Annotated in this window: 29 protein-coding genes and 1 tRNA gene; 20 read left to right on the top strand and 10 right to left on the bottom strand. The window is 70.3% G+C overall.

All coding sequences use genetic code 11. The features are described 5' to 3' along the window. Nucleotides 1–18: 18 nt before the first annotated feature. Entirely contained in the window at nucleotides 19–1,164 is a 1,146-nt protein-coding gene (locus AB0J53_RS41130) for an acetyl-CoA C-acetyltransferase (RefSeq protein WP_219508789.1), read from the top strand. Nucleotides 1,165–1,189: 25 nt separating this feature from the next. Here the strand turns inward: AB0J53_RS41130 and AB0J53_RS41125 are convergent, their stop codons facing one another. From AB0J53_RS41125 to AB0J53_RS41100, 6 genes are all read right to left on the bottom strand, one after another. Then, a complete protein-coding gene (locus AB0J53_RS41125; protein WP_219508787.1) occupies nucleotides 1,190–1,402 on the bottom strand; it encodes a hypothetical protein in 213 nt (70 codons plus the stop codon). Nucleotides 1,403–1,404: 2 nt separating this feature from the next. Next, nucleotides 1,405–2,250 carry a hypothetical protein gene (locus AB0J53_RS41120; RefSeq protein ID WP_364182771.1) on the bottom strand — a complete coding sequence of 282 codons (846 nt, stop codon included), beginning with the start codon at nucleotides 2,248–2,250 and terminating at the stop codon, nucleotides 1,405–1,407. After that, nucleotides 2,241–2,546, bottom strand: coding sequence for a hypothetical protein (locus AB0J53_RS41115; protein WP_219508784.1), 306 nt, complete (start codon nucleotides 2,544–2,546; stop codon nucleotides 2,241–2,243). The genes AB0J53_RS41120 and AB0J53_RS41115 overlap by 10 nt, the downstream gene beginning before the upstream one ends. Before the next feature lie 59 nt (nucleotides 2,547–2,605). Further along, entirely contained in the window at nucleotides 2,606–2,992 is a 387-nt protein-coding gene (locus AB0J53_RS41110; RefSeq protein WP_364182769.1) for a YbaB/EbfC family nucleoid-associated protein, read from the bottom strand. After that, entirely contained in the window at nucleotides 2,992–3,387 is a 396-nt protein-coding gene (locus AB0J53_RS41105; protein WP_364182766.1) for a YbaB/EbfC family nucleoid-associated protein, read from the bottom strand. The genes AB0J53_RS41110 and AB0J53_RS41105 overlap by 1 nt, the downstream gene beginning before the upstream one ends. 103 nt (nucleotides 3,388–3,490) lie before the next feature. Next, nucleotides 3,491–3,625: a hypothetical protein gene (locus tag AB0J53_RS41100; protein WP_281427171.1), complete on the bottom strand. Its 135-nt coding sequence runs from the start codon at nucleotides 3,623–3,625 to the stop codon at nucleotides 3,491–3,493. A gap of 219 nt (nucleotides 3,626–3,844) precedes the next feature. Here AB0J53_RS41100 and AB0J53_RS41095 point away from each other — a divergent pair, with 219 nt between their 5' ends. Both AB0J53_RS41095 and AB0J53_RS41090 read left to right on the top strand, forming a co-directional pair. Continuing rightward, nucleotides 3,845–4,288, top strand: a complete 444-nt coding sequence (locus tag AB0J53_RS41095) for a hypothetical protein (protein ID WP_364182763.1) — start codon at nucleotides 3,845–3,847, stop codon at nucleotides 4,286–4,288. Beyond that, entirely contained in the window at nucleotides 4,269–4,595 is a 327-nt protein-coding gene (locus AB0J53_RS41090; RefSeq protein WP_364182760.1) for a transcriptional regulator, read from the top strand. The genes AB0J53_RS41095 and AB0J53_RS41090 overlap by 20 nt, the downstream gene beginning before the upstream one ends. Before the next feature lies 1 nt (nucleotide 4,596). On the opposite strand, the gene AB0J53_RS41085 is transcribed toward AB0J53_RS41090, so the two are convergent. Then, complete coding sequence (locus AB0J53_RS41085) at nucleotides 4,597–5,061, bottom strand: Lrp/AsnC family transcriptional regulator (RefSeq protein WP_219508779.1); 465 nt, start codon at nucleotides 5,059–5,061, stop codon at nucleotides 4,597–4,599. A gap of 80 nt (nucleotides 5,062–5,141) precedes the next feature. Between AB0J53_RS41085 and AB0J53_RS41080 the strand changes: the two genes are divergently transcribed. The 5 genes from AB0J53_RS41080 to AB0J53_RS41060 all read left to right on the top strand — a co-directional run bounded on the left by AB0J53_RS41080 (nucleotide 5,142) and on the right by AB0J53_RS41060 (nucleotide 11,603). Then, nucleotides 5,142–6,362, top strand: a complete 1,221-nt coding sequence (locus tag AB0J53_RS41080) for an amino acid permease (protein ID WP_364182757.1) — start codon at nucleotides 5,142–5,144, stop codon at nucleotides 6,360–6,362. Between the two features lie 84 nt (nucleotides 6,363–6,446). Next, nucleotides 6,447–8,309, top strand: coding sequence for an acyl-CoA dehydrogenase family protein (locus AB0J53_RS41075; protein WP_357593904.1), 1,863 nt, complete (start codon nucleotides 6,447–6,449; stop codon nucleotides 8,307–8,309). 105 nt (nucleotides 8,310–8,414) lie between these two features. Continuing rightward, nucleotides 8,415–9,764 (top strand): extracellular solute-binding protein, encoded by a 1,350-nt coding sequence (locus tag AB0J53_RS41070; RefSeq protein ID WP_308125936.1) that lies wholly within the window; start codon nucleotides 8,415–8,417, stop codon nucleotides 9,762–9,764. 70 nt (nucleotides 9,765–9,834) lie between these two features. Next, nucleotides 9,835–10,719, top strand: a complete 885-nt coding sequence (locus AB0J53_RS41065; protein WP_246645798.1) for a sugar ABC transporter permease — start codon at nucleotides 9,835–9,837, stop codon at nucleotides 10,717–10,719. After that, the gene (locus AB0J53_RS41060) at nucleotides 10,716–11,603 is read left to right on the top strand and encodes a carbohydrate ABC transporter permease (RefSeq protein WP_364182752.1); all 888 of its coding nucleotides are present in this window, start codon (nucleotides 10,716–10,718) and stop codon (nucleotides 11,601–11,603) included. Before AB0J53_RS41065 ends, AB0J53_RS41060 begins: the two co-directional genes overlap by 4 nt. Here AB0J53_RS41060 and AB0J53_RS41055 read toward each other — a convergent pair whose 3' ends face one another. Then, on the bottom strand, nucleotides 11,604–12,314 hold the full coding sequence (locus AB0J53_RS41055; RefSeq protein WP_308125935.1) for a class I SAM-dependent methyltransferase: 711 nt from the start codon (nucleotides 12,312–12,314) through the stop codon (nucleotides 11,604–11,606). Between the two features lie 114 nt (nucleotides 12,315–12,428). On the opposite strand from AB0J53_RS41055, the gene AB0J53_RS41050 reads away from it, so the two are divergent. After that, nucleotides 12,429–12,968, top strand: coding sequence for an RNA polymerase sigma factor (locus AB0J53_RS41050; RefSeq protein WP_364182749.1), 540 nt, complete (start codon nucleotides 12,429–12,431; stop codon nucleotides 12,966–12,968). After that, complete coding sequence (locus tag AB0J53_RS41045; protein WP_364182746.1) at nucleotides 12,955–13,893, top strand: hypothetical protein; 939 nt, start codon at nucleotides 12,955–12,957, stop codon at nucleotides 13,891–13,893. Before AB0J53_RS41050 ends, AB0J53_RS41045 begins: the two co-directional genes overlap by 14 nt. Here the strand turns inward: AB0J53_RS41045 and AB0J53_RS41040 are convergent. Both AB0J53_RS41040 and AB0J53_RS41035 read right to left on the bottom strand, forming a co-directional pair. Beyond that, nucleotides 13,882–14,901 carry an adenosine deaminase gene (locus AB0J53_RS41040; RefSeq protein WP_357593909.1) on the bottom strand — a complete coding sequence of 340 codons (1,020 nt, stop codon included), beginning with the start codon at nucleotides 14,899–14,901 and terminating at the stop codon, nucleotides 13,882–13,884. The two genes, AB0J53_RS41045 and AB0J53_RS41040, sit on opposite strands and share 12 nt — an antisense overlap. A 40-nt stretch (nucleotides 14,902–14,941) precedes the next feature. Next, nucleotides 14,942–16,150: a pyridoxal phosphate-dependent aminotransferase gene (locus AB0J53_RS41035; RefSeq protein ID WP_219508769.1), complete on the bottom strand. Its 1,209-nt coding sequence runs from the start codon at nucleotides 16,148–16,150 to the stop codon at nucleotides 14,942–14,944. A 157-nt stretch (nucleotides 16,151–16,307) separates the two neighbouring features. Between AB0J53_RS41035 and AB0J53_RS41030 the strand changes: the two genes are divergently transcribed. The 10 genes from AB0J53_RS41030 to AB0J53_RS40985 all read left to right on the top strand — a co-directional run bounded on the left by AB0J53_RS41030 (nucleotide 16,308) and on the right by AB0J53_RS40985 (nucleotide 22,247). Then, nucleotides 16,308–16,380 (top strand) — tRNA-Trp (locus AB0J53_RS41030). A gap of 77 nt (nucleotides 16,381–16,457) precedes the next feature. Then, nucleotides 16,458–16,697: a preprotein translocase subunit SecE gene (gene secE, locus AB0J53_RS41025; protein ID WP_219508767.1), complete on the top strand. Its 240-nt coding sequence runs from the start codon at nucleotides 16,458–16,460 to the stop codon at nucleotides 16,695–16,697. A gap of 65 nt (nucleotides 16,698–16,762) precedes the next feature. Next, nucleotides 16,763–17,551, top strand: a complete 789-nt coding sequence (nusG, locus tag AB0J53_RS41020) for a transcription termination/antitermination protein NusG (RefSeq protein ID WP_219508766.1) — start codon at nucleotides 16,763–16,765, stop codon at nucleotides 17,549–17,551. 115 nt (nucleotides 17,552–17,666) lie between these two features. Beyond that, the gene (gene rplK / locus AB0J53_RS41015; RefSeq protein WP_219508764.1) at nucleotides 17,667–18,098 is read left to right on the top strand and encodes a 50S ribosomal protein L11; all 432 of its coding nucleotides are present in this window, start codon (nucleotides 17,667–17,669) and stop codon (nucleotides 18,096–18,098) included. 58 nt (nucleotides 18,099–18,156) lie between these two features. Continuing rightward, nucleotides 18,157–18,876 carry a 50S ribosomal protein L1 gene (gene rplA / locus AB0J53_RS41010; RefSeq protein WP_219508763.1) on the top strand — a complete coding sequence of 240 codons (720 nt, stop codon included), beginning with the start codon at nucleotides 18,157–18,159 and terminating at the stop codon, nucleotides 18,874–18,876. Nucleotides 18,877–19,057: 181 nt separating this feature from the next. After that, a complete protein-coding gene (locus AB0J53_RS41005; RefSeq protein WP_364182739.1) occupies nucleotides 19,058–19,885 on the top strand; it encodes an LppX_LprAFG lipoprotein in 828 nt (275 codons plus the stop codon). A gap of 246 nt (nucleotides 19,886–20,131) precedes the next feature. Then, nucleotides 20,132–20,656 (top strand): 50S ribosomal protein L10, encoded by a 525-nt coding sequence (gene rplJ, locus AB0J53_RS41000; protein WP_138689471.1) that lies wholly within the window; start codon nucleotides 20,132–20,134, stop codon nucleotides 20,654–20,656. Between the two features lie 68 nt (nucleotides 20,657–20,724). After that, entirely contained in the window at nucleotides 20,725–21,117 is a 393-nt protein-coding gene (rplL, locus tag AB0J53_RS40995; RefSeq protein WP_219508761.1) for a 50S ribosomal protein L7/L12, read from the top strand. A 156-nt stretch (nucleotides 21,118–21,273) separates the two neighbouring features. Then, complete coding sequence (locus AB0J53_RS40990) at nucleotides 21,274–21,753, top strand: hypothetical protein (protein WP_219508846.1); 480 nt, start codon at nucleotides 21,274–21,276, stop codon at nucleotides 21,751–21,753. After that, nucleotides 21,750–22,247 carry a hypothetical protein gene (locus tag AB0J53_RS40985; RefSeq protein ID WP_364182735.1) on the top strand — a complete coding sequence of 166 codons (498 nt, stop codon included), beginning with the start codon at nucleotides 21,750–21,752 and terminating at the stop codon, nucleotides 22,245–22,247. The genes AB0J53_RS40990 and AB0J53_RS40985 overlap by 4 nt, the downstream gene beginning before the upstream one ends. Nucleotides 22,248–22,763: the final 516 nt, after the last annotated feature.

Here is a 22,763-nt window from a genome sequence, read left to right as displayed (position 1 = left end):
CGGTTTACAGGAGGCACTGTGGCAGAGGCGTACATCGTCGGGGCGGTCCGCACCCCGGTCGGCAAGAAGAAGGGCGGCCTGTCCACCGTCCACCCCACTGACCTGGCGGCGCACACGCTGAAGGCGCTGATCGACCGCACCGGCGTGGACCCCGCGGCGGTCGAGGACGTCATCATGGGGTGCGTCATGCAGTTCGGCCCCCAGAGCATGGACATCGCGCGCAACGCCTGGCTGTCGGCCGGGCTGCCGGAGACCACGGCCGGCGTCACGATCGACCGGCAGTGCGGCTCGTCCCAGCAGTCGATCCACTTCGCGGCCCAGGGAGTGCTGTCGGGCACCCAGGACCTCGTGGTGGCGGCCGGCGTCGAGTCGATGAGCATCGTGCCGATGGGCTCGTCGATCACCGCCGCGCTGGAGAAGGGCATGCCGTTCCCGTTCGGCGACAAGTGGGTCGAGCGTTACGGCAAGCAGGAGATCTCGCAGTTCCGCGGCGCGGAGCTGATGTGCGAGAAGTGGGGCCTCAAGCGCGACGAGCTGGAGCGGTTCGCGTTCGAGTCGCACCAGCGGGCCGCCAAGGCCATCGCCAACGGCTATTTCAAGGACCAGATCGAGCCGATCAACGGCGTCGAGGACGACGAGGGCCCGCGCCCCGACTCCACGCTGGAGAAGCTGGCCACCTTGAAGACCCTCAAGGAGGGCGGCCAGATCACCGCCGCCACGTCGTCGCAGATCTCCGACGGCTCCGGCGCGCTGCTGATCGCCTCCGAGCAGGCGGTCAAGGACCACGGGCTCACCCCGCGCGCCCGCATCCACCAGCTCGCGCTCATGGGCGACGACCCGGTGTACATGCTGACCGCGCCCATCCCGGCGACGCAGAAGGCGCTGGCCAAGTCGGGCCTGTCGATCGACGACATCGACGTGACGGAGATCAACGAGGCGTTCGCGCCGGTGCCGCTCGCGTGGATCAAGGAGCTGGGCGCCGACCCGGCCAAGGTCAACCCGAACGGCGGCGCCATCGCCCTGGGCCACCCGCTGGGCGGCACGGGCGCGATCCTGATGACCAAGCTGCTGCACGAGCTGGAGCGCACCGGCGGCCGTTACGGCCTCCAGACGATGTGCGAGGGCGGCGGCCAGGCCAACGTCACCATCATCGAGCGGCTCTGACGCGAACCCAGGCGCCCCGGCCGGGTCAGGCCGGGGCGGCCTCGTCGTAGTAGACGGTCACGAACGGCCACGATGCGCCGTCGTCGTCCATGTCGTTGTGGAAGACCACGTCGCGGATGTCGATCGGCCCCATCTCCTCCAGGGTGCCGGCCAGCCGGCGCAGCAGCATCGGCACGTCGCCCTGCTCCTCGCCCGCCGGGTTGTTCAGCGAGAAGTGCCGCGTCTGAAGCTCGGCCATCCCTACTTTCTCCCTCTCTTCTGCTTGTTGCGGTCCCCGGAGAACTTCTCGGCCTTGCGCTCCTTGGCCTTCGCGCTGTTGAACAGCTTGTTGTCGAACTTCTTGCCGGCGTTCTTGGCGTCGACGGCCGCCTGTTCCTCGGGGCTGAGGTTGGCCTGGCTCTCGCTACGGCCGCGCCCGCCCTTGCGCCCGCCGCGCTGGAGGATGCCGGGGGAGCGGTCCATCAGGTTGCCCTGCGGGCGCAGCGGCATCCGGCCGGGTCCGGCGCCTGCCAGCGCCGGGCCGCCGGGGCCGCCGGGGCGGCGCAGGCTGTCCAGGATGCGGCGCATCGGGTCGGTGACGCGGCGGGCCAGGCCGGGCGCCAGCACCCGGCCGGTGCCCTCGGCGGCCTCCCGGTAGATCTTCATGCCCGCCCTCCTGGTGGCGAGCAGTGACGCCGTCGCGGTGAGACTGGCGAACGGGCCGCCGCTCAGCAGGGCCATCGCCAGCCGTACGGTGCCGACCGCCGCGACCGTGCCCACGGCGATCTTGGTGGCGGTCACCACCGTGGCCATGCCGTCCAGCGCGACGGGCGCCATCCGGGTGGCCGCGGCGGCCTGGGCGAGATGGCCGTTGCTGTTGCCGGTCTCCTGCCAGAGGCTCTGCAGCTCGGTGGCCGAGCCGCCCCGGTAGACGGCGGCCGAGCCGAGCACGGCGGCGTCCGCCTCGGCGCCCGACTGCGCGGCGTGTGCCTGCACCACGCGGGCCGCGTCGGCGTCGAGACGGACCTCGTCCTCGTCGATGTTGGGGAAGGGCAGCCCGGCCAGCTCCAGCACGCCGTGCAGCTCGGGCGGCAGGACTATGCCCATGGATCCAGCTCCGGCAGCGCGCTGGCCTGCTCGGCGGCCTCGACGTTGTCGGGCACCAGGGCCATGCCGGCACCCACGCCGCCGATCGTCCCCGACAGGGCCGGCACGGTGGTCAGCATGGTGTGGCGGCACTCCACCCAGGCCTTCTCGAACTCGCTGAAAAGCCCGTTGTCGCCCCAGCCGCCCGTTCTGGCGCGTAGCCGCTCCACCGCGGCCTCGTACTCTTCCCCGTGGACGCGCACCCGGACCGCCTGCTGTCGCAGCGCGCCCTTCGCGACTTCCATCCCCGTAGTCATGAATCCGACATTAATGGGTCACCTGTGACCAGTGTGACCAGTGTGAGTAATGTCGCTTGTCAGTCGAGCAGGTTCACCAGTCGTTCACGTACGGCGACCGGGTCGACGGCCCGGCCGGGGAACGCCTGCTCGAACGCCGATCGCAGCAGGTCGTCGGCCTGCCGCTGGGCGTCCTGCTGGGCCTGGCGCACGGCCAGCAGGATGTCGTCGGCGAGCGCCTGGCTGCCCTCGCGCACCGCGCGCGCGTCGAGCGTGATCTTGAGCACGCGCCCGTCGGCCGCCGCCGTGGCGTGTACGTGGCCCCGGTCGCCGCCGCCCGTGCCGACGATCTCGCCGAGCCGCTCCTCGCCCTCGGCCAGCAGCTCCAGGACCCGGGCGTTCTGCTCGTCGGCGCGGTCCACGTCCTGGGGACGGATGTCGCCGGGGTCGAGGTCGAAGCCGAACATCACAGCCCTCCCGTGTACAGCTCGCGGGCCGCGGACTCCACGTGGTCGCGCACGAACCGCTCGTCCAGCGGCTCGGGCAGCGTCCCGGCCCGGCCGGCGGCGTCCGCCACGATGTCGCCGGTGCGGCGCGCGGCCTCCTCCTGCGCGGCCTGGACCGCGGCGGTCACCTCGGCGCCCAGCCGCGCCACGTCGAGCCGCAGGGCGCGCGGGTCGATCTTGACGCCGGTCAGCGTGCCGCGCCCGTCGGCGACGGCCCGGATCATGCCCTGCGCGGCCTCGCCGGTCCCCTCGACGGCGGCGATCTGACGCTGGGCCTCGCGCAGGTGCCGCATCGCCGACCGCGTCTGGTCGACGACCTGGTCCAGGTAGAGGCGATCCTCTCGGGGGTCTGGCATGCGAAATCCCCTTTGTCTGGGTCGAAAAGTTGGCCCCACATCTTGACATGCGAATGCCCCGTCCCTCAGCCGGAGGGACGGGGCAGCCTGGGCGCTAGGGGACCTAGCGGCCCTTGGGCGGGATGCGCCGCGGCGGCGCGATCGGCCGCTGCGGCAGCTTCGGCATGGGCCGGGGCTGCGGGTGGCCGGGGACGTTCTTCTTGCCCGAGGCCTGCTGGCCCGAGGAACGAACACGCATGAAAGGGCTCCTTTACGTGAGGGCGACGCGGCCGTGGCCGGGTACGCGAGCTCAGCTAGCCGCGTCTGATGGGCGGATGGGCTGAGTGGCCGGGGCCGATGGGCCCGGGCGCTTCACAGGTAAAGGCGCATGTCCCCAAGGTAAGAGCCGCTCCGGCGGCGCCGCAACCGATTATTTCTGGACTTTCCATGATGGAAAGAGTGTGCTTAACTTTCCATCATGGAAAGTGAATCTGCCCGCCTCGCCCTGGAAGGCGTCGCCGAGGTCCGCGCCCGCGTGGCCGACCGCCTCGTCAGCCCGTGGTGGTATCACTACGGACTGGCCGCCGCGATCCTGCTCGCCTACGTCTCGATCAGCTTCAGATTCGCCTCGTACGGGGTCCCGTTCCTGGCCGTCGCCGCCGTCGGGCTCATGATGGCGCTGAAGCGCGTGACCGGGATCGCGCCGCGTGCCCCGCGCGCCACCCCGGCGGTCGTGACCTGGAGCCTGGTGGCGCTGGCACTGACAGCCGGGGCGATGGCGCTGGAGTGGGGCGGCGGGGTGAAGGGCGCGGTCGCGGTGGCGGGCGTGGCCGTGGCCGCGATCGCCGTGGTCGCCGGCCGCCGGTCCGACCGGGCGCTGCGCAGCGAGCTGCGGGACGGTCATGACCCAGCCGGCCTTTGACGAGACCATCCACGCGCCGATCCGGCTGCGGATCTGCGCGATGCTCGCCGCCGTGGAGTCGGCCGAGTTCTCCGTCGTCCGCGACAGCATCGGCATCAGCGACTCCGTGCTGAGCAAGCACGCCAAGGTGCTCCAGACGGCCGGCTACCTCGACCTGGTCAAGGCCCGCCGCACCACCTGGCTCTCCCTGACGGCCCCGGGCCGGGCCGCCCTGGCCGGTCACCTGGCCGAGCTGCGCCGCATCGCCGCCCTCGCGGAGCTGACCGGGCCGACCGGGCCGACCGGGCCGACCGGGCCGGAAGGCTGACTCACCCGGGAGCGGGCAGCCGTTCCGGCACCGCGTTGTGCACCTGCTGGAAGATCACCGAGGTGCGGAACCCGGCGATCTCGCGCCGCTTGCTGAGGCGGTCCAGCAGGAACGCGTGCAGGTGGTCGAGGTCCTGGACGGCCACGTGCAGCAGGAAGTCGTCACCGCCCGCCAGCACGAACACGCTCAGCACCTCCGGCAGCTCGCCGGCCGACCGCACGAAGGCGTCGATGACCGCGCGGCTGAGCGGCCGCACCTGGATCGATACCATGGCCTGCACCCCGCGGTTGAGCGCCACGGGGTCGATGTCGGCGTGGTAGCCCCGGATCACCCCGCGCCGGGTCAGCGCCCGTACCCGCTCCAGGCAGGTCGACGGGGCCACGCCGAGCTGACGGGCGAGCTCGCGGTTGGACTGCCGCGCATCCGTTTGGAGAAGGCGGACGATCGCCGAATCAAGTTCATCCATGCCGACATTCTGCCGCCCAGATCGGCCATACGTTCGGCCGGCGGGCATCGGGGCCGTCCGGATGGCTACTTTCTGGACCCATGACGGAGCAAACGGCAAGACTGGGAGTGGGTCAGGGGACGGCGTTGCTCGTGGGGGCGGTGCTCGGGCCGGGGATGCTCGCGCTGCCGCACCTCGCGGCGGCGGCAGCGGGGCCGGCGTCGGTGCTGGCGTGGGCGGCGCTGCTCGTGCTGAGCGTGCCGGTGGCGCTGACGTTCGCGGCGCTGGGCAGCCGCCATCCCGGCGGCGGGGGAGTGGCGGCGTTCACCGGGCTGGCGTTCGGCAGGCGGGCGGCGGCGGTGGCCGGTTGGTGGTTCTACGGGTCGGTCCCGCTCGGGATCGTCGCCGGTGCGCTGGTCGGCGGCCAGTACGTCGCCGCGTCGTCCGGCGTGCCCGCGCCGCTCGCCGCCGCGGTGCTGCTGGGCGGCGCGTTCCTGGTCAACGCCGCCGGGCTGCGGACCTCCGGGCGGGTGCAGGTGGTGCTCGTCGGCCTGCTCGTCGCGCTGCTGGCCGTCGCCGTGATCACCGCCGCGCCGCACGCCGAGGCCGCCGCCTTCACCCCTTTCGCCCCGTACGGCGCCGCGGGGGTGGTGAGCGCGGCCGGGGTGCTGCTGTTCGCGTTCGTCGGCTGGGAGGCGGCCAGCCACCTGTCGGCCGAGTTCGCCGCCAGAGGCGGGCTGCTCCGGGCCACGGTCGTCACGCTGGCTGTGATCAGCGTGCTCTACCTCGGCGTCTGCCTGATCACGATCGGCGTGCTCGGGCCGGCCGCGGCCACCACGCAGGCGCCGCTCGCCGCGCTGCTGGAGGCCGGCATCGGCCCGGCGGCCCGGCCGCTGACCGGCGTGCTCGCGGTCCTGCTCACCTTCGGCGCGATCAACGCCTACGTCGCCGGGGCCGCCCGCCTCGGCGTGGCCCTGGCTAGGGACGGCGCGCTGCCGGGCTGGTTCGCCGGGGGCGGCACGCCGCTGCGCAGCCTCGGGCTGCTGGCCGTGATCACCGTTCCGGTGCTGGTGTGGGCCGTGGACCTGGACCTGCTGATGCGGGCCACGTCCGCGTGCCTGGCCGCCGTCACGCTCGCCGGGGTGACGGCCGCCGTACGGGTGCTGCCCGCCGGGAGGCACCGGGCGACCGCGCGGGCGGCGAGCGCGCTGTCGCTGGTCGCGCTCGCCGCCTGCGGCGCCTACCTGCTGGTGCCGGCCGTGCTGGCCGGGGTGGCCCTGATCGCGCTGAAGGCGGGGGAGCGGCGGCCACTGCCGCGGTGAAATCTCCCACCGGAGAGCGCAAAGCGCCCCCGCCGGGGCAGTACACACCAGCGCATGACAGGCGTAGCGTCGGCGGGAGGTGCCATGAGCGAGTACGCCAAGGCAAGGGAGCTGGGCGAGCAGGCCCGCGAGCGGGAATGGGCCCGGCCGAGCTTCGCCAAGCAGCTGTTCCTCGGAGATCTCCGGCTGGACCTGGTGCACCCGGTGCCGGCGTTGCCCGACGAGGACGCCAAGCGGGGCGAGGAGTTCGTCAGGCGGCTGCGCCGCTTCCTGGAGACGCACGTGGACCCGGCGCAGATCGAACGGACGGCGCTGGTGCCGGACGAGGTGGTCAAGGGGCTGGCCGGGCTCGGCGCGTTCGGGATCACGATCGGGGAGGACTACGGCGGGCTCGGCCTGCCGTACCTGTACTACTGCCGCGCGCTCATGCTCGTCGGGTCCTACAGCCCGGCGCTGGCCACGCTGCTGTCGGCGCACCAGTCGATCGGCGTGCCGCAGCCGCTCAAGCAGTTCGGCACCGAGGAGCAGAAGCGGGAGTTCCTGCCCAGGTGCGCGCGGGGCGAGATCTCGGCGTTCCTGCTGACCGAGCCCGACGTGGGCTCCGACCCGGCCCGCCTGTCCACCACCGCGGTCCGCGACGGCGACGACTACGTCATCGACGGCGTCAAGCTGTGGACCACCAACGGGGTGATCGCCGATCTGCTCGTCGTCATGGCCAGGACCGGCGAGAAGATCAGCGCGTTCGTCGTCGAGGGCGACTCGCCGGGCATCACGGTCAGGCGGCGCAACACGTTCATGGGCCTGCGCGGCATCGAGAACGGCGTGACCGAGTTCTCCCAGGTCAGAGTCCCGGCGCGAAACCTCATCGGGCGGGAGGGCCAGGGCCTGAAGATCGCGCTCACCACGCTCAACACCGGCCGCCTGTCGCTGCCCGCCACCTGCGCGGGCAGCGCCAAGTGGGCCGTCAAGATCGCCCGGGAGTGGGGCAACGCCCGCGTCCAGTGGGGCCGCAAGATCGGCGAGCACGAGGCCGTCGCCACCAAGATCGCCTTCATCGCGGCGAGCGCCTACGCCCTGGAGGCGGTCTGCGAGCTGACCGCCAGGATGGCCGACGACCGGCGCAACGACATCAGGATCGAGGCGGCGCTGGCCAAGCTGTACGCCTCGGAGCTGTCGTACCGGGTGCTCGACGAGCTGGTCCAGCTACGCGGCGGGCGCGGCTTCGAGACGGCGGAGTCGCTGGCGGCGCGCGGCGAGCGCGGCGTGCCCGCCGAGCAGATGCTGCGCGACTCCCGCATCAACCGGATCTTCGAGGGCTCCTCGGAGATCATGCGCCTGCTCATCACCCGGGAGGCGGTCGACGCCCACCTGACGGCCGCCGGTGAGCTGATCAACCCGGAGGCGGGCCCCAAGGAACGCGCCCAGGCGCTCAGGCGGGCGAGCCGGTTCTACGCCCGCTGGCTGCCGTCGCTGGTGACCGGCGCGGGCCAGCTCCCCACGGCCTTCGCCGGCTTCGGCCCGCTCGCCGCGCACCTGCGTTTCGTGGAGCGGACCAGCAGGAAGCTGGCCCGGGCCACCTTCTACGGCATGTCGCGCTGGCAGGGCAAGCTGGAGCACAAGCAGTCGTTCCTGGGCCGGATCGTCGACATCGGGGCGGAGACGTTCGCCATGACGGCCGTGTGCGTCAAGGCCGAGGAGGACGCCCGTGACCTGGGCCGCCGGCCGTACGAGCTGGCCGACACGTTCTGCCGTCAGGCCAGATTGCGGGTGGACGCGCTGTTCGACCGGCTGTGGGACAACAGCGACGGGCATGACACGCGGCTGGCCGGCTACGTGCTCGACGGGCGCTACACGTTCCTGGAGGAGGGGGTGCTGGACCCGTCGATCGACGGGCCGTGGATCGGGACGCCCGAGGGCGGGGAGAGCGTGCGGAGAAAAATCCTCTGACGCGTGGTCTAGACCGGTTGTGCGAAACCCGTGGTCCGAGTGTTCTCAAACCGAGACCCACCGGTATAGACCGGTTGATGAACCCGGGCTTACTCTGGCGCACACGTGGCTTCCCAACCCCTGGACGGCGTCCTGAAGCTGGTACGGACCAGCATGACACCGTCCCACGAGAAGGCGGTACTGACGGTGAACATGAAACTTGTGGGCGGCGCCGCTCTCGGCCTGGCGACCATGCTGGTCCTGTCCAGCTGCGGCTCCAGCACGCCGGAGACCGGAGGCGGTGACAAGGCGGCCGGAGGTGGCCAGGTGACGCTGAAGATGGTCGCCGCCGACTACGGCGACGGCCCCGGCAAGCCCAACTCCGGCCAGACGTTCTGGGACGGCGTGGTCAAGGAGTTCGAGGCCGCCAACCCCAACATCAAGGTCGACGTCCAGGTCATCAACTGGAACGACATCGACAAGCAGGTCGCCACCATGATCCAGAACGGTCAGGTGCCCGACATCCTGCAGACCGGCGACTACTCCGGCTTCGTCGCCGACCAGCTCCTCTACAAGGTGGACGAGGTCCTCTCGCCCGAGGTCTCCGGCGACATGCTGCAGAAGTTCGCCGACTACGGCAAGGTCGACGGCACCGCGTACGGCATCCCGTTCGTGTCCTCGGCCCGCGCCCTGTTCTACAACAAGGAGCTGTTCTCCAAGGCCGGCATCGCCGAGCCGCCCAAGACCTGGGACGAGATCAAGGCCGCCGCCAAGAAGCTCAAGGACGCCGGCGTCAGCCAGCCGTTCGGCCTCCCGCTCGGCCAGGAGGAGGCCCAGGCCGAGTCGTTCCTGTGGATGCTCGGCAACGGCGGCGGCTACAAGGACGCCTCCGGCAAGTGGGCGATCAACTCCCCGCAGAACGTCGAGACCTTCACCTACCTCAAGGGCATGGTCGCCGAGGGCCTCACCACCCCCAACCCCGGCACCAAGGACCGCAAGACGGTCTGGGAGGACTTCGGCGCCGGCAAGGTCGGCATGGTCAACGGCGGACCCATGTCCATCCCGATCTTCGACGCGGCCGGTCTGAAGGACTACGGCGTCGTGCCCATCCCCGGCAAGGCGGGCCCGCTCGACACCACGCTCGGCGTCATGGACTGGATCATGGCGTTCAACAAGAACGGCCACGCCGCCGAGATCAAGAAGTTCTTCGACTTCTTCTACACCGGCAGCGCCGCGCAGAAGATCAGCGACACCTACAAGCTGCTGCCCGTCACCAACGGCGGCATCCAGAAGCTGTCCGGCGACGAGAAGCTCAAGCCGTTCCTCGACGCGCTGCCCAACGCCAGCTTCTACCCCTTCCAGGACCCCAAGTGGGCCGACCTGAACCCGGCGATCAAGCAGACCATCGGCGGAGCCGTCACCGACGACCCCGCCAAGGTCCTCGGCGAGCTGCAGAAGACCGCCGAGTCCAGCTGATCCATCAGTGGGTCCGTACGGCCGGCGTCCCCGTCCAGGACGCTGGCCGTACCGTCATGGAAGGTTCGTCATGAGAAGGTTGCGCCCCCTGGAGCCCCTCGCCTGGGTGGGGCCCGCCGTGCTGCTGATCGCGGTCGTCGTGATCTGGCCGGTGATCGAGATGGTCCGGTCGTCGTTCCTGCAGATCAGCCGGGTCGGCGTCGTCCGGGGCTACAACGGCTTCGACAACTACGACAAGCTGTTCGCCGAGAAGGACTTCGCGGACATCATGGTCCGCAGCGTGATCTGGGTCGTGGCCGTCGTCGCGCTCACCGTGCTGATCTCGCTCGCCCTCGCCCAGCTGTTCAACCAGCGCTTCCCCGGCCGCAAGATGGCCCGCTGGGCGCTCATCGCGCCGTGGGCCGCCTCGGTCCTGATGACCGCGATCGTCTTCCGCTGGATGCTCGACCCCGAGGTCGGCGTGATCAACCAGATCCGGCTGAAGCTCGGCCTCATCGACGCGCTCGGCGGCGCCGACGCCGACCAGCTCGGCGTGGCCGCCACCGCGATGCCGTGGCTGGTGTTCGTCGCCGTGTTCGTGTCGGTGCCCTTCACCACGTACGCGCTGCTGGCCGGGCTCGCCACGATCCCGTCCGACGTGTACGAGGCGGCCAAGATGGACGGGGCCTCGCGGCTGCGTACCTACTGGTCGATCACGCTGCCCCTGCTGCGGCCGGCGCTGACCGTCGCCGCGCTGATCAACGTGATGAACGTCTTCAACAGCTTCCCGATCATCTGGGCGATGACCCACGGGCAGCCGGGCTACTCGACGGCCACCTCGACCATCTTCATGTTCATCCTCAAGAGCTCCGACATCGGCGAGTCCGCCGCGATGTCGGTGGTCAACTTCGGAATGGTGCTCGTGATCACCGCCGTCTTCCTCAAGATCTCCCGCTGGAACAGGGCGGTGGCATGATGGCCGTCAAGACCGCACCCCCGGCGCGCCCGCGCTCCCACGCCCGCACCGCCCCGCGCGGCGGGCACGCGATGCCCAGGCTCAAGACGACGCTGGTCGCGGCGGCCGCGTACGTGATCGCCTTCATCTTCCTGTTCCCCTACCTGGTGATGGTGCTGACCTCGCTGCGCCCGCAGGAGTCCCTGCGCGACGCGACGCTGCTGCCCACCCAGTGGGAATGGTCGAACCTGGTCACGTTCTGGAGCAGCGGCCTGGCCGGCAACCTCGTCGTCACCCTCCAGGTGGCGGCCGGATCCACGGTCCTGGTGCTGCTGGTGGCCCTGCCGGCCGCCTACTACACGGCCCGGCACAACTTCCGCGGGCGCACCATGTTCCTGATCCTGGTGCTGATCACCCAGATGTTCCAGCCCACCGCCATGCTCGTCGGCATCTACCGGGAGTTCTCCCAGTTCGGGCTGGTCGACTCGGTCTGGTCGCTGATCCTGGTCAACGGCGGCTTCAACCTGGCCTTCGCCGTGTGGATCCTCAACGCCTACTTCGCCTCGATCCCGCGCGACCTGGAGGAGGCCGCGTTCCTCGACGGCAACGGGCGCTTCGGCGCGCTGTTCAGGGTCACGCTGCCGCTGGCCATGCCCGGCGTCATCACCGCGCTGATCTTCACGTTCATCGCCGCCTGGAACGAGTTCGTGGTGGCGCTCACGCTCACCACCACGCCCGAGAAGCAGCCGCTGACCGTGGCGCTGAACTCCTTCATCGGCCAGTATCAGGTCGACTGGCAGAACCTGTTCGCCGGCTCGGTGATCGCCACGATCCCCGTCATCATCCTGTTCGCGCTCATCGAGCGGAAGGTCGTCGGCGGCCTCACGGCCGGCTCCATCAAGTGACTAGCGCGGCACCCGGGCCACGCAGAACACGGTCTGGCCGAACGGCGGGCGGATGAACCGCTCGATCAGCCGGGTGGCCGGCACCACCGTGCGGTCGTAGATCTTGACCAGCCGCGGGTCCGGGTAGCCGACGCCACCCCGGCGCACCGCCGCCCACCAGGCGATGCCGCCCAGCATGTTGATCGGCTTGAGCACGTCGATGTCGAGCCCGGCCCGCGCCACGGTCGCGCGCAGCGTCTTGGGCGTGTAGCGCTGCACGTGACCGACCTTGCGGTCGAAGTCCCCGTACAGCTGCATGTAACCCGGCACCCAGATGATGATCCGGCCGCCCGGCAGCGTCACCCGCGCCAGCGACCGCAGCGCCTCCGCGTCGTCCTCGATGTGCTCCAGCACGTTCATCAGGACGACCGTGTCGACCTTGTCCTCCATCGGCACCTCGTCCGGCAGCGCGAACTGCAGCACGTCGATGTCGTCGCGGCCCGCGAACCGCTTGCGGAGCTGCTCCACGCAGTAAGGGTCGAAGTCGCTGACCACCAGCCGGTCGAGCCGAGGCAGGAACTGCTCGGCGAAGTGGCCCAGCCCGGACCCGATCTCCAGCATCGACCGGCCCACGTGCGGCGCGACCATGTCGAACTCGTACTGCCGGTAGTTCTTCGCCTCGTCGCCGCCCAGGTGGTTCTCCAGGGCCTCGTCACCGGCAGCCGGTTGCACTACACGGTCATATCCAGAAGACATAGTCCCGTTCCTTTAAGGGGCTCGCGGAATGGCCCGAGTCTAGTGCCCTTCCGCCCGGGGCCGCCCATGCGATGAAATCTGAACTGTCCCATGGACGACGACGAGGCCATCGCCCGCTCCGTGCGCGGCGACCTGACCGCCTACGAGGCGCTGGTCGCCCGCTACAGCGCGCTCGCCCACCGCACCGCCGCCCTGCTCGGCGCCCGCGACGAGGCCGAGGACGTCGTCCAGGAGGCGTTCGTCAAGGCGTACCGGCACCTGCCGTCCTTCCGCCCCGGCTCGCCGTTCCGGCCCTGGCTGCTGCGCATCGTCGCCAACGAGACGCACAACCTGACCCGGGCGCGCGGGCGTCGCTCCGAGCTGTCCGTACGGCTCGCCGCCACGGCCGACGTGGTCAGCGGCGACGACCCCGAAGGCGCCGCCGTGGCCACCGACCGGCGGGCCCGGCTCCTGGACGCCGTCCGCGCCCTGCCCGAACGGGAACGCCGGGCCGTCGTGTGCCGGTACTTCTTACAGCTGTCGGAGGCCGAGACCGCCCAGGTGCTCGGCTGGCCGATCGGCACCGTCAAGTCCAGGACCCACCGCGGCCTGGCCCGGCTCAGGAGGGAGGTGGGCGATGACCTCGGCTGAACACCCCGGCGACCTGGAGGCCGAACTGCGCGCCCTCGGCGACTCCCTCGCCATCCCGTCCCCACCCCCCGACCAGGTAGCCGCCACCGTCCGCGCCCGCCTCACCCTCCCCGGCGACCACCCCTCCTCGCCGGCCGCCCCCCTGCCGGAGAACGCCCCGCCCGACGAGGAGCCGCGTCCGGCCGCCCCCTCTCCTCAGGAGGGCCGGCCGTCCCCGGTGGGCGGGAGCGTCCCGCCCGAAAAGGGGCGCGCCTCTGGCGGCGGGGAGCCACCACCAGCGGCCCCCTCCCCTCAGGAGGGCCGGCCGTCCACGCCCGGGCGCGTTCCGTCCGGTGGTGGGCGCTCTGTTCGTGGGAGGCGAACGGGGCGGCGGAGGTGGGTGGTCGTCGCGGTGGTGGCGGTCGTGGTGGCCGTGTGCGCGGCGACGCCGCAGGGCCGGGAGGTCGTGGTGGCGGTGCTGCGCCAGGCGGGGATCGAGCTGCGCCTGGGGAGCGAGCCCCCGGAGCCGGTACGGACCACGGCCACGCCGCCGGGCGAGCGCACCGTCCCCCCGGGTGACGTGCGGACCGGCTACCCCAGGGCTCTCGGCGCCCCCGAGCGGGTGACGACGGCCGACGACGGCAGGGTGGTGTCGATGTTCTGGCCGGGCGGCATCCGCTTCGACCGCATCGACGGGACCGTGGACCCGTACTTCTTCAAGAAGCTGGCCCCGCCCTTCCCCGAGCATGTCGAGGTGAACGGCGTCACCGGCTGGTGGGTGGCGGGCGAGCACCCGCTGGGCCACCTCACGCGTGACGACGGCGAGGAGATCCCGTTGCGCCAGGCGGCGGCCACGCTGGTGTGGCAGGCGGGGGGCACCGGTTACAGGCTGGAAGGCGCGGGCTCGATGGAGCGGGCGGTGGAACTGGCCCGTTCACTCGGGTGACACGAGCCAGTCGTCGATCTCCTTGAGCAGCTCCTTGCGCGTGGACTCGGGCGCTGCGGACGACCTGATCGACTGGCGCGCCAGCTCGGCCACCTCGGCGTCGCTGAGCCCGTGCACGTCGCGGGCGAGCTCGTACTGCCGCAGCAGCCGGGCCCCGAACAGCAGCGGGTCGTCCGACCCGAGCGCGATCGGCACCCCGGCGTCGAACAGCCGCCGCAGCGGCACGTCGGCGTCGCTCTCGGCGACCCCGAGGCCGACGTTGGAGGTGGGGCAGATCTCGCAGCAGATCTGCCGGTCGGCCAGGCGCTGCATCAGCCACGGGTCCTCGGCGGCGCGCACGCCGTGGCCGACCCGGTCGGCGCCGAGGTCGTCGACGCACTGCGCCACGCTGCGCGGCCCGAGCAGTTCGCCGCCGTGGGGGACGGCCAGCAGGTCGGCCCGTTTGGCGATGCGGAAGGCGCGTTCGAAGTCGCGGGCCTGGGCGCGGCGCTCGTCGTTGGACAGCCCGAACCCGACGACGCCCTGGCCGGCGTACTGCGTGGCTAGCCGGGCGAGGGTGTTGGCGTCGAGCGGGTGGCGGGTGCGGTTGGCGGCGACGACCACGGCGACGCCGACGCCCGCGGACCGGGCGGCCTGGCCGGCGGCGTCGAGCACCAGCTCCAGGGTGGCGGTCAGCCCGCCGAAGCGCTGCGCGTAGCCGGACGGGTCGACCTGGATCTCCAGCCACCGCGATCCGGCGGCGGCCTCGTCCTCGGCGGTCTCGCGCAGCAGCCGGTAGACGTGCTCGGTGCGGGTGAGCACCGAGCGGGCGATGTCGTACAGGCGCTGGAAGCGGAACCAGCCGCGCTCGTCGGTCGCCCGCAGTCTGGGCGGCCAGTCCTGCTCCAGCGCGTCGGGCAGGTGCAGGCCCTGCTCCCTGGCCAGCTCCAGCAGCGTGGTGTGCCGCATGGATCCGGTGAAGTGCAGGTGGAGATGGGCCTTGGGAAGGGTTTGCAGGGACCGTGCCATCGCCATATCTTGCCACCGGCCGGCGCCGGCCGGTGGCGGGTCAGCGAGCCTCGGCCAGCAGCTTGCCCAGCCTGCTGACGCCTTCGACCAGATCGTCGTCGCCGAGCGCGTAGGACAGCCGGAAGTAGCCGGGGGTGCCGAACGCCTCTCCGGGCACCACGGCGACCTCGGCCTCTTCCAGGATCAGCTCGGCCAGCTCCGCCGACGTCTGGGGCCGCCGCCCGCGCAGTTCCTTGCCGATCAGCTCCTTGACCGTCGGATACGCGTAGAACGCCCCCTTCGGCTCAGGGCAGAACACGCCCGGGATCTCGTTCAGCATCCGGACCATCGTCCGGCGGCGCCGGTCGAACGCCTCGCGCATCCGCGCCACGGCCGACAGGTCGCCGGAGACCGCCGCCAGGGCCGCCATCTGCGACACGTTGGCGACGTTGGAGGTCGCGTGCGACTGCAGGTTGGCGGCCGCCTTGACGACGTCGGGCGGGCCGATCAGCCAGCCGACCCGCCAGCCCGTCATCGCGTACGTCTTGGCCACGCCGTTGAGGATGACCACCTGGTCGCCCAGCTCGGGGACGGCCGTGGCGATGCTGGTGAACTCGGCGCCGCCGTACGTCAGGTGCTCGTAGATCTCGTCGGTGACCACCCACAGGCCGTGCCCGGCCGCCCAGCGGCCGATCGCCTCGGTCTGCTCGCGCGAGTAGACGGCGCCCGTCGGGTTGGACGGCGAGACGAACAGCAGGACCTTCGTGCGCTCGGTCCTGGCGGCCTCCAGCTGCTCGACGCTCGCCAGGTAGCCGGTGGTCTCGTCGGTCACCACGTCGACCTGGACGCCCCCGGCCAGCTTGATCGCCTCGGGGTAGGTGGTCCAGTAGGGGGCGACCACGAGCACCTCGTCGCCCGGGTCGAGCAGCGTCGCGAACGCCTGGTAGACGGCCTGCTTGCCGCCGTTGGTCACCAGCACCCGCGAGGCGTCCGTCGCGTAGCCGGAGTCGCGGCGCGTCTTGTCGGCGATGGCCTGCTTCAGCTCGGGCAGGCCGCCGGCCGGGGTGTACTTGTGGAAGCGCGGGTCGCGGGCGGCCTCCACGGCGGCCTCGACGATGTAATCAGGCGTCGGGAAGTCGGGCTCGCCCGCGCCGAAGCCGATGACCGGGCGGCCGGCGGCCTTCATCGCCTTGGCCTTGGCGTCCACGGCGAGAGTCGCGGACTCGGAAATCGCGGAGATCCGTGCGGACACACGGGGTCTGGTGGACATGTGTCCATGCTCGCATGCCGCCCGTGACCTGGGCGATCGCTTATGGTTCGACGTGACGGAGATTCACCCGTACACTTTTCGCCAGGTCGTGCCGCCGCATGGTGGGTGCGGTTCGGTCCAGGCAGTGAGTCAATCAGGGTAGTGTGGTTGACGACATAGGGCACTGGCGCAATTGGTAGCGCACCGGTCTCCAAAACCGGCGGTTGGGGGTTCGAGTCCCTCGTGCCCTGCGAGTGCGGTCCGCGCAACGAAGGCGTGTCAGCGCGCCGCAAAACTGCGTTGGATACGACTGATTCAGGTGAGGACTGTGGCGATCGACACGCGCGGCGAGACCGCAGGCAAGCCTAGCGGTGAGAAGAAGAAGCGCACTTCTCCTGCCCTCTTCTACCGTCAGATCATCAGCGAGCTGCGTAAGGTCATCTGGCCGACACGCAAGGAGCTCGTCACCTACACGACGATCGTTCTGATATTCGTTGCGATCATGGTGGCGATCGTTTACGGGCTGGACGCCGGCCTCGGCTGGGCCGTCCTGGAAATCTTCGGCTGATCTGACTCCGCCGGTGCCCGCCTGACGCAGTCGCCGTTCGATTCAACGAAAGAGGAAGAGCCACCGTGTCCGAGTCTTCAGTGCCGGCGGACGACTCCCGCGACGAGCGGGACCGCGAGCCGGAAGAGGCCTTCGAGGCCGCTGAGGAGACCGTCGACGACGTCGCGGAGAGCGACGACGAGGCCGCCGAGGAGACCGAGGAGTCCCCCGTGGCCGCCGACGAGTCTCCCGCCGTCGACGACGAGGGTGACGCTCAGCCCGACGTCGACCCGGTCGAGGAGTTCAAGCGCGGCCTGCGCGGGCTCCCCGGCGAGTGGTACGTGATCCACTCCTACGCCGGTTACGAGAACCGGGTGAAGTCCAACATCGAGAGCCGCAACGTGTCGCTCAACATGGAGGACTACATCTACCAGGTCGAGGTGCCGACGCACACCGTCCAGGAGTTCAAGAGCGGCAAGAAGGTCCCGGTCAAGGAGCGCGTGCTGCCGGGCTACGTGCTGGTGCGCATGGAGCTGACCGACGAGTCGTGGGCCGCGGTGCGCAACACCCCCGGCGTCACCGGCTTCGTCGGCCTGTCCAACAAGCCCAGCCCGCTCAGCCTCGACGAGGTCGCCAAGCTGCTCGCCCCGGAGCCCACCGAGGAGAGCAAGAAGGCCACGACCAAGACCGCCACCGGCCCCACGGTCGAGTTCGAGATCGGCGAGTCGGTCACGGTCATGGACGGCCCGTTCGCCACGCTGCCCGCCTCGGTGAGCGAGATCAGCCCCGAGTCGCAGAAGCTCAAGGTGCTCGTGTCGATCTTCGGCCGGGAGACCCCGGTGGAGCTCTCGTTCAACCAGGTCTCGAAGATCTAGGACGATCACCTACACTTAGACGTTCGGTCGGCCGCCTGTCGCGAGGGCGGCCTCCGACATGTCCGGGCGCATCCGCGTCCGGACGGCATCGCAATCAGGACCCGGAGAAGGACACATGCCTCCGAAGAAGAAGATCGCGGCGCTGGTCAAGGTTCAGCTTCCCGCTGGCCAGGCCACGCCCGCCCCGCCGGTCGGTACCGCCCTCGGTCCGCACGGCGTCAACATCATGGACTTCGTCAAGCAGTACAACGCTGCCACGGAGGCCCAGCGGGGCAACATCATCCCCGTCGAGATCACCATCTTCGAAGACCGCAGCTTCACCTTCGTCACCAAGACGCCGCCGGCGCCCGAGCTGATCAAGAAGGCTCTGGGCCTCGACAAGGGCAGCGCGGTCCCGCACAAGGACAAGGTCGGCAAGCTCAGCCGCGACCAGCTGCGCAGCATCGCCGAGACTAAGATGCCCGACCTCAACGCCAACGACATCGAGGCGGCCGAGAAGATCATCGCCGGCACCGCCCGGTCGATGGGCATCACCGTCGCCGACTGACCCTTTCCCTGACCGTGGGAGGGCCGCACGCCGGCCCGCAGACCACAAGGAGACCGAGATGAAGCGCAGCAAGGCGCACAAGGACGCGGCGGCCAAGGTCGACCGCGACAAGCTCTACAGCCCCGCCGAGGCCGCCAAGCTGGCCAAGGAGACGTCCACCACCAAGTTCGACGCGACCGTCGAGGTCGCGCTGCGGCTGGGCGTCGACCCTCGCAAGGCCGACCAGATCGTGCGCGGCACGGTCAACCTTCCGCACGGCACCGGTAAGACCGCCCGGGTCCTGGTCTTCGCGACCGGTGACCGTGCCGAGGCGGCCCGCGAGGCGGGTGCCGACATCATCGGCGCCGACGAGCTGATCGACGAGATCGCCAAGGGCAACCGGCTCAACGAGTTCGACGCCGTGGTCGCCACGCCGGACCTCATGGGCAAGGTCGGCCGCCTGGGCCGCGTCCTGGGCCCGCGTGGTCTCATGCCCAACCCGAAGACCGGCACGGTGACCCCCGACGTCGCCAAGGCCGTGACGGAGATCAAGGGCGGCAAGATCGAGTTCCGCACCGACCGGCAGGCCAACCTGCACTTCGTCATCGGCAAGACGTCGTTCGGCGAGCTTCAGCTCATCGAGAACTACGCCGCCGCCCTCGACGAGGTGCTGCGTCTCAAGCCGTCGGCCGCCAAGGGCCGTTACGTCAAGAAGGTCACCTTCTCGACGACGATGGGCCCGGGCGTCCCGGTCGACCCCAACGCCACCCGCGGCCTCGCCGCGGAGCTGGAGGCCTGAGCCTCCTCCGCGTAGAAGAGCGCGCTCTCCCTTCGGGGCGGGCGCGCTTTCGCATGTACGGGCCCAGCGCGTACGGTCAGGGCGTGCGGTCAGGGCGTACGGGTCAGGGACGCCCCTGGGTTTTCCCGGAGATGTCGCGGGAAGACGCCACGGGCAGACTCCCGACACGTAGGGTCGAATCATGCTGAAGCGCAGGTTTTCTCTCGCCACCGCCGCGGCCGGTGCCGCTCTCGTCGCGGTCGCTGTGGCCGGTTGCGGAACGAACGCGCAGCCCCTCCACGTCAATCTGGCCGCCTCCGAGGTGCTGGCGCAGGCCGCCCAGCGGACGGCGGACGTCAGTTCCTACACGGTCGACGCCGTCGTCAACGTCTCGCATCCCGACCAGGGCGCCGGCAAGGTGCAGGGCCGCATGCTCTACCAGAGCAAGCCGGAGCTGGCCGTGGACCTCACGCTCGACAGCGCGGACGTCGGCGGCAAGGGCCTGCCGGGCGGCGCGCGGGCGGTGCTGCAGGGCGACACGGTGTACGTGAAGGTCGAGGCGCTCAACAAGATGCTCGGCGCGACCAAGCCGTGGATCAAGGTGCCGCTGGCCGAGATGGGCGAGCAGGGCCAGGTCGACCAGCTGCTGGGCCAGATCCAGCAGTTCGACCTCGCCAACGTGACGAAGATGGTCACCGCCTCCCAGAACGTCAAGGCCGTCGGCACCGAGAGCGTCAGCGGCGAGGACACCACCCACTACAGCGGCACGTTCCCCGTGGACGCCGCCGTGCAGCAGCTGCCCGCCGACGAGCAGGAGCAGGCCAGGAAGGGCCTCGCCGAGCTCAAGGACGTCAAGTTCGACATCTGGGTGGCGGCCGACGAGCTGCCCCGCAAGCTCACGATGAGCGGCTCCAAGGACGGCGGCACGATGGACGCCGCGCTGATGTTCAAGGGCTTCAACGAGCCCGTCGACATCCAGGCGCCCCCGGCCGACCAGGTGGGTGAGCTGCCCAAGGGCACGACCAACTAGAGAGCGATTTGGAAACTCGGCGACCAGGCCGTACTCTGGTCGTTGCCGAAGACCGCCGGTCGTCGTCAGGTGCCTCAAATGCCTGGCGACCGAAGGATCCACGACTTCGTGGACGGCCCGCGCAGGTGTGAATGCGAGTTTCCCCGCATGGAGTGATCCATGTGCGTGAGCCCCGTGTGCGCCCTGCGCCCGGGGCTGTTCTCATTTCTGACTCCCTTCGCCGGCGGCACATCTGGAAGGAGGCCCATGGCGAGGGCGGATAAGGCGACAGCGGTTGCCGAGCTCAAGAGCGAGTTCGAAGGCAGCGCTGCCGCCGTTCTGACCGAGTACCGCGGTCTCACCGTTGCCCAGCTCAAGGAGCTGCGCACCTCTCTCGGTGAGAATGCGAAGTTCGCCGTGGCGAAGAACACCCTGACCAAGATCGCGGCCAACGAGGCCGGTCTCGCGGGCCTCGACAGCCTGCTCGCCGGTCCGACCGCGATCGCCTTCGTCAACGGCGACGTTGTCGAGGCGGCCAAGGGTCTGCGTGACTTCGCCAAGGCCAATCCCCTTCTGGTGATCAAGGGCGGCGTCCTCGACGGCAAGACGCTGGACGCCACCGAGATCACCAAGCTCGCCGACCTGGAGTCCCGCGAGGTTCTCCTCGCGAAGCTGGCCGGTGCCCTGAAGGCGAAGCAGAGCGCTGCTGCCGCGATGTTCGCCGCGCTGCCGACCAACATGGCCCAGCTGGCCGACGCTCTTCGCGCCAAGCGCGAAGAGGCGGGCGAGTAACACGGGGATTGCCGCAACACCCGCGGTCCCGTTCCTAAATTTCGCAAGTCGTAAACGGAGGAAACATCATGGCGAAGCTCAGCACCGACGAGCTGCTCGACGCGTTCAAGGAGATGACCCTTCTTGAGCTCTCCGAGTTCGTGAAGCAGTTCGAGGAGGTCTTCGACGTCAAGGCCGCCGCCCCCGTCGCGGTTGCCGCCGCCCCCGCCGCCGGTGGCGGTGGCGAGGCCGCCGCCGTCGAGGAGCAGGACGAGTTCGACGTCATCCTCGAGGCCGCCGGCGACAAGAAGATCCAGGTCATCAAGGAGATCCGCGCCCTCACGTCCCTCGGCCTGAAGGAGGCCAAGGACCTGGTGGACGGTGCTCCCAAGCCGGTCTTCGACGGCAAGGTCAACAAGGAGCAGGCGGAGAAGGCCAAGGCTGCCCTCGAGGGCGCCGGCGCCACGGTCACCGTCAAGTAGTTCGTTTCGCCTGAGGGGCGGCCACACCCTGGTGCCGGGTGTGCCGCCCCTTTCGCATGCCTCCAGAAGGGCCTGTATGGCCGTCTGAGAGACCCGGGGGAAGGCGCCGGGTTATGATCCGGCGACCGGTCCGGAAGGGGGCAGAACGTGGCTGCGATGTCCGCCCGCCTCCTCAACTGGCTGCTCGCCGCCGCGGTGGCGCTGCTGGGCGCCGCCGCCACCTGGCTCGTCGTCCAGGACCGCGACGCGCAGGCCGCCTGGGACGACCGGCAGGCGGTGCTGCTGGCCGCCCGCACCCACGCGGTCAACCTGCTCTCGCTCGACTACCGCACGATCGACGCGGACGTGGCCCGCATCCTGGCCACCTCGACGGGCGCCGCGCGGGCCGAGTACGAGGCCGGGGCGGGCAAGCTCAAGGACACCACGAAGTCGGGCAAGGTCGTCCAGGAGGGCGTCGTGCGCGCCACCGGGCTGGTGTCGATCGGCCCGCGCACGGCCAAGGCGCTCGTGGTCGCCGACGTGCAGATCCGCTGGGACGGCTCCCGCAACGCGCCGCAGGAGCGCTTCTACCGGTGGGAGATGGACCTGGCCAGGACCGGCGGCGTGTGGCTGGTGTCGAAGGCGGTGCAGGTGTGAGGCGGATCGCGACCGTGCTGCTGGCGGTGCTGACGCTCGCGCTCGGCGTCGCGTGCGCGATGCTGCTGCTCGACTACAAGGCGCTGTACGACAGCGAGAGGGCGGGGGCCGAGGCGATGGCCGCCGCCCGGGCCGTCGCGCCTGATCTGCTCTCCTACGACTATCGCACGGTGGAGCAGGACCTGGCGCGGGCCGGCCGGCACACGACCGGCGCGCTGACCCGATACTACCGGGAGCTGTCGGGCACGCTGGTGGCCAAGGCGAAGGCCCAGAAGACGGTGCAGACCGCCTCGGTCGTGGCCGCGGCGGTCGAACGGGCCGAACCCGGGCGCGTCGAGGTTCTTCTGTTCGTGAACACGGGTACGGTCAAGGCGATCACCGGGAAGGCCGAGCCGCAGCAACAGGTCAGCCAGAACCGCGCCAGGTTCGTCATGGTGTGGCAAGATTCCCGCTGGCTGGTGGCCGACCTGTCGACGCTGATCGGCAGCGCCTGAGGGCTCGGGCGTGGCGCGACCTTCAATTGTTATCAAAATTCAGGTTTGGCGAAGCCTTGGGGATGGGTATCCCCGTCACTGCTACACCGGTTGTCGGCATGGGTTCGACCCCCGGTGTGACGGAGCGTTAACCGCCCCCGTTCGCGGGTATCGTCTTGGGCCTGGCGGTAGGCGACCGATCACACAGGGGAGAAAACCCAGCGTCCGGGCCCTAAGTCGGCTAAAAGTCGGCCTAACGGGCTTGACGTTTACGCTCGGACGGGCGATGCTGCGACCAACGTGGAGCATGCAGCGAGAGCGAAGTGGACAGGCGTGTGCCGTTCGGCTACACTGCCCCTTTGCGCTGCCCTTTGACGACCCGCTCCGCTGCTCACGTTGCGAGGTTGTCTGGCGTGCGTGTAGTCAGTCCGCCGCGAGCCCTCGGAAGGACATCTGTTGGCAGCCTCGCGCAACGCCTCCGCCGTACCCGCCGGTCCCCGTCGCGTCTCTTTTTCGCGCATCCAGGAGCCCCTCGAA

The organism is Nonomuraea sp. NPDC049725 (assembly GCF_040674795.1).
GTDB classification, from domain to species: domain Bacteria; phylum Actinomycetota; class Actinomycetes; order Streptosporangiales; family Streptosporangiaceae; genus Nonomuraea; species Nonomuraea ceibae.
This window is presented reverse-complemented; position numbering and strand designations above follow the sequence as displayed.

What these genes read in the sequence shown, in the direction of transcription:
- rplL (WP_219508761.1), top strand. Translation starts at nt 20,725, where the DNA reads ATGGCGAAGCTCAGCACCGACGAGCTGCTCGACGCGTTCAAGGAGATG.
- AB0J53_RS40990 (WP_219508846.1), top strand. Translation starts at nt 21,274, where the DNA reads ATGTCCGCCCGCCTCCTCAACTGGCTGCTCGCCGCCGCGGTGGCGCTG.
- AB0J53_RS41045 (WP_364182746.1), top strand. Translation starts at nt 12,955, where the DNA reads ATGACCTCGGCTGAACACCCCGGCGACCTGGAGGCCGAACTGCGCGCC.
- AB0J53_RS41050 (WP_364182749.1), top strand. Translation starts at nt 12,429, where the DNA reads ATGGACGACGACGAGGCCATCGCCCGCTCCGTGCGCGGCGACCTGACC.
- AB0J53_RS41035 (WP_219508769.1), bottom strand. Translation starts at nt 16,150, where the DNA reads ATGTCCACCAGACCCCGTGTGTCCGCACGGATCTCCGCGATTTCCGAG.
- rplJ (WP_138689471.1), top strand. Translation starts at nt 20,132, where the DNA reads ATGGCGAGGGCGGATAAGGCGACAGCGGTTGCCGAGCTCAAGAGCGAG.
- AB0J53_RS41105 (WP_364182766.1), bottom strand. Translation starts at nt 3,387, where the DNA reads ATGCCAGACCCCCGAGAGGATCGCCTCTACCTGGACCAGGTCGTCGAC.
- AB0J53_RS41065 (WP_246645798.1), top strand. Translation starts at nt 9,835, where the DNA reads ATGAGAAGGTTGCGCCCCCTGGAGCCCCTCGCCTGGGTGGGGCCCGCC.
- AB0J53_RS41060 (WP_364182752.1), top strand. Translation starts at nt 10,716, where the DNA reads ATGATGGCCGTCAAGACCGCACCCCCGGCGCGCCCGCGCTCCCACGCC.
- AB0J53_RS41005 (WP_364182739.1), top strand. Translation starts at nt 19,058, where the DNA reads ATGCTGAAGCGCAGGTTTTCTCTCGCCACCGCCGCGGCCGGTGCCGCT.
- AB0J53_RS41100 (WP_281427171.1), bottom strand. Translation starts at nt 3,625, where the DNA reads ATGCGTGTTCGTTCCTCGGGCCAGCAGGCCTCGGGCAAGAAGAACGTC.
- AB0J53_RS41115 (WP_219508784.1), bottom strand. Translation starts at nt 2,546, where the DNA reads ATGACTACGGGGATGGAAGTCGCGAAGGGCGCGCTGCGACAGCAGGCG.
- AB0J53_RS41075 (WP_357593904.1), top strand. Translation starts at nt 6,447, where the DNA reads ATGAGCGAGTACGCCAAGGCAAGGGAGCTGGGCGAGCAGGCCCGCGAG.
- rplA (WP_219508763.1), top strand. Translation starts at nt 18,157, where the DNA reads ATGAAGCGCAGCAAGGCGCACAAGGACGCGGCGGCCAAGGTCGACCGC.
- AB0J53_RS41110 (WP_364182769.1), bottom strand. Translation starts at nt 2,992, where the DNA reads ATGTTCGGCTTCGACCTCGACCCCGGCGACATCCGTCCCCAGGACGTG.
- AB0J53_RS41085 (WP_219508779.1), bottom strand. Translation starts at nt 5,061, where the DNA reads ATGGATGAACTTGATTCGGCGATCGTCCGCCTTCTCCAAACGGATGCG.
- AB0J53_RS41090 (WP_364182760.1), top strand. Translation starts at nt 4,269, where the DNA reads ATGACCCAGCCGGCCTTTGACGAGACCATCCACGCGCCGATCCGGCTG.
- AB0J53_RS41125 (WP_219508787.1), bottom strand. Translation starts at nt 1,402, where the DNA reads ATGGCCGAGCTTCAGACGCGGCACTTCTCGCTGAACAACCCGGCGGGC.
- AB0J53_RS41095 (WP_364182763.1), top strand. Translation starts at nt 3,845, where the DNA reads ATGGAAAGTGAATCTGCCCGCCTCGCCCTGGAAGGCGTCGCCGAGGTC.
- AB0J53_RS41040 (WP_357593909.1), bottom strand. Translation starts at nt 14,901, where the DNA reads ATGGCACGGTCCCTGCAAACCCTTCCCAAGGCCCATCTCCACCTGCAC.
- rplK (WP_219508764.1), top strand. Translation starts at nt 17,667, where the DNA reads ATGCCTCCGAAGAAGAAGATCGCGGCGCTGGTCAAGGTTCAGCTTCCC.
- AB0J53_RS41080 (WP_364182757.1), top strand. Translation starts at nt 5,142, where the DNA reads ATGACGGAGCAAACGGCAAGACTGGGAGTGGGTCAGGGGACGGCGTTG.
- AB0J53_RS41120 (WP_364182771.1), bottom strand. Translation starts at nt 2,250, where the DNA reads ATGGGCATAGTCCTGCCGCCCGAGCTGCACGGCGTGCTGGAGCTGGCC.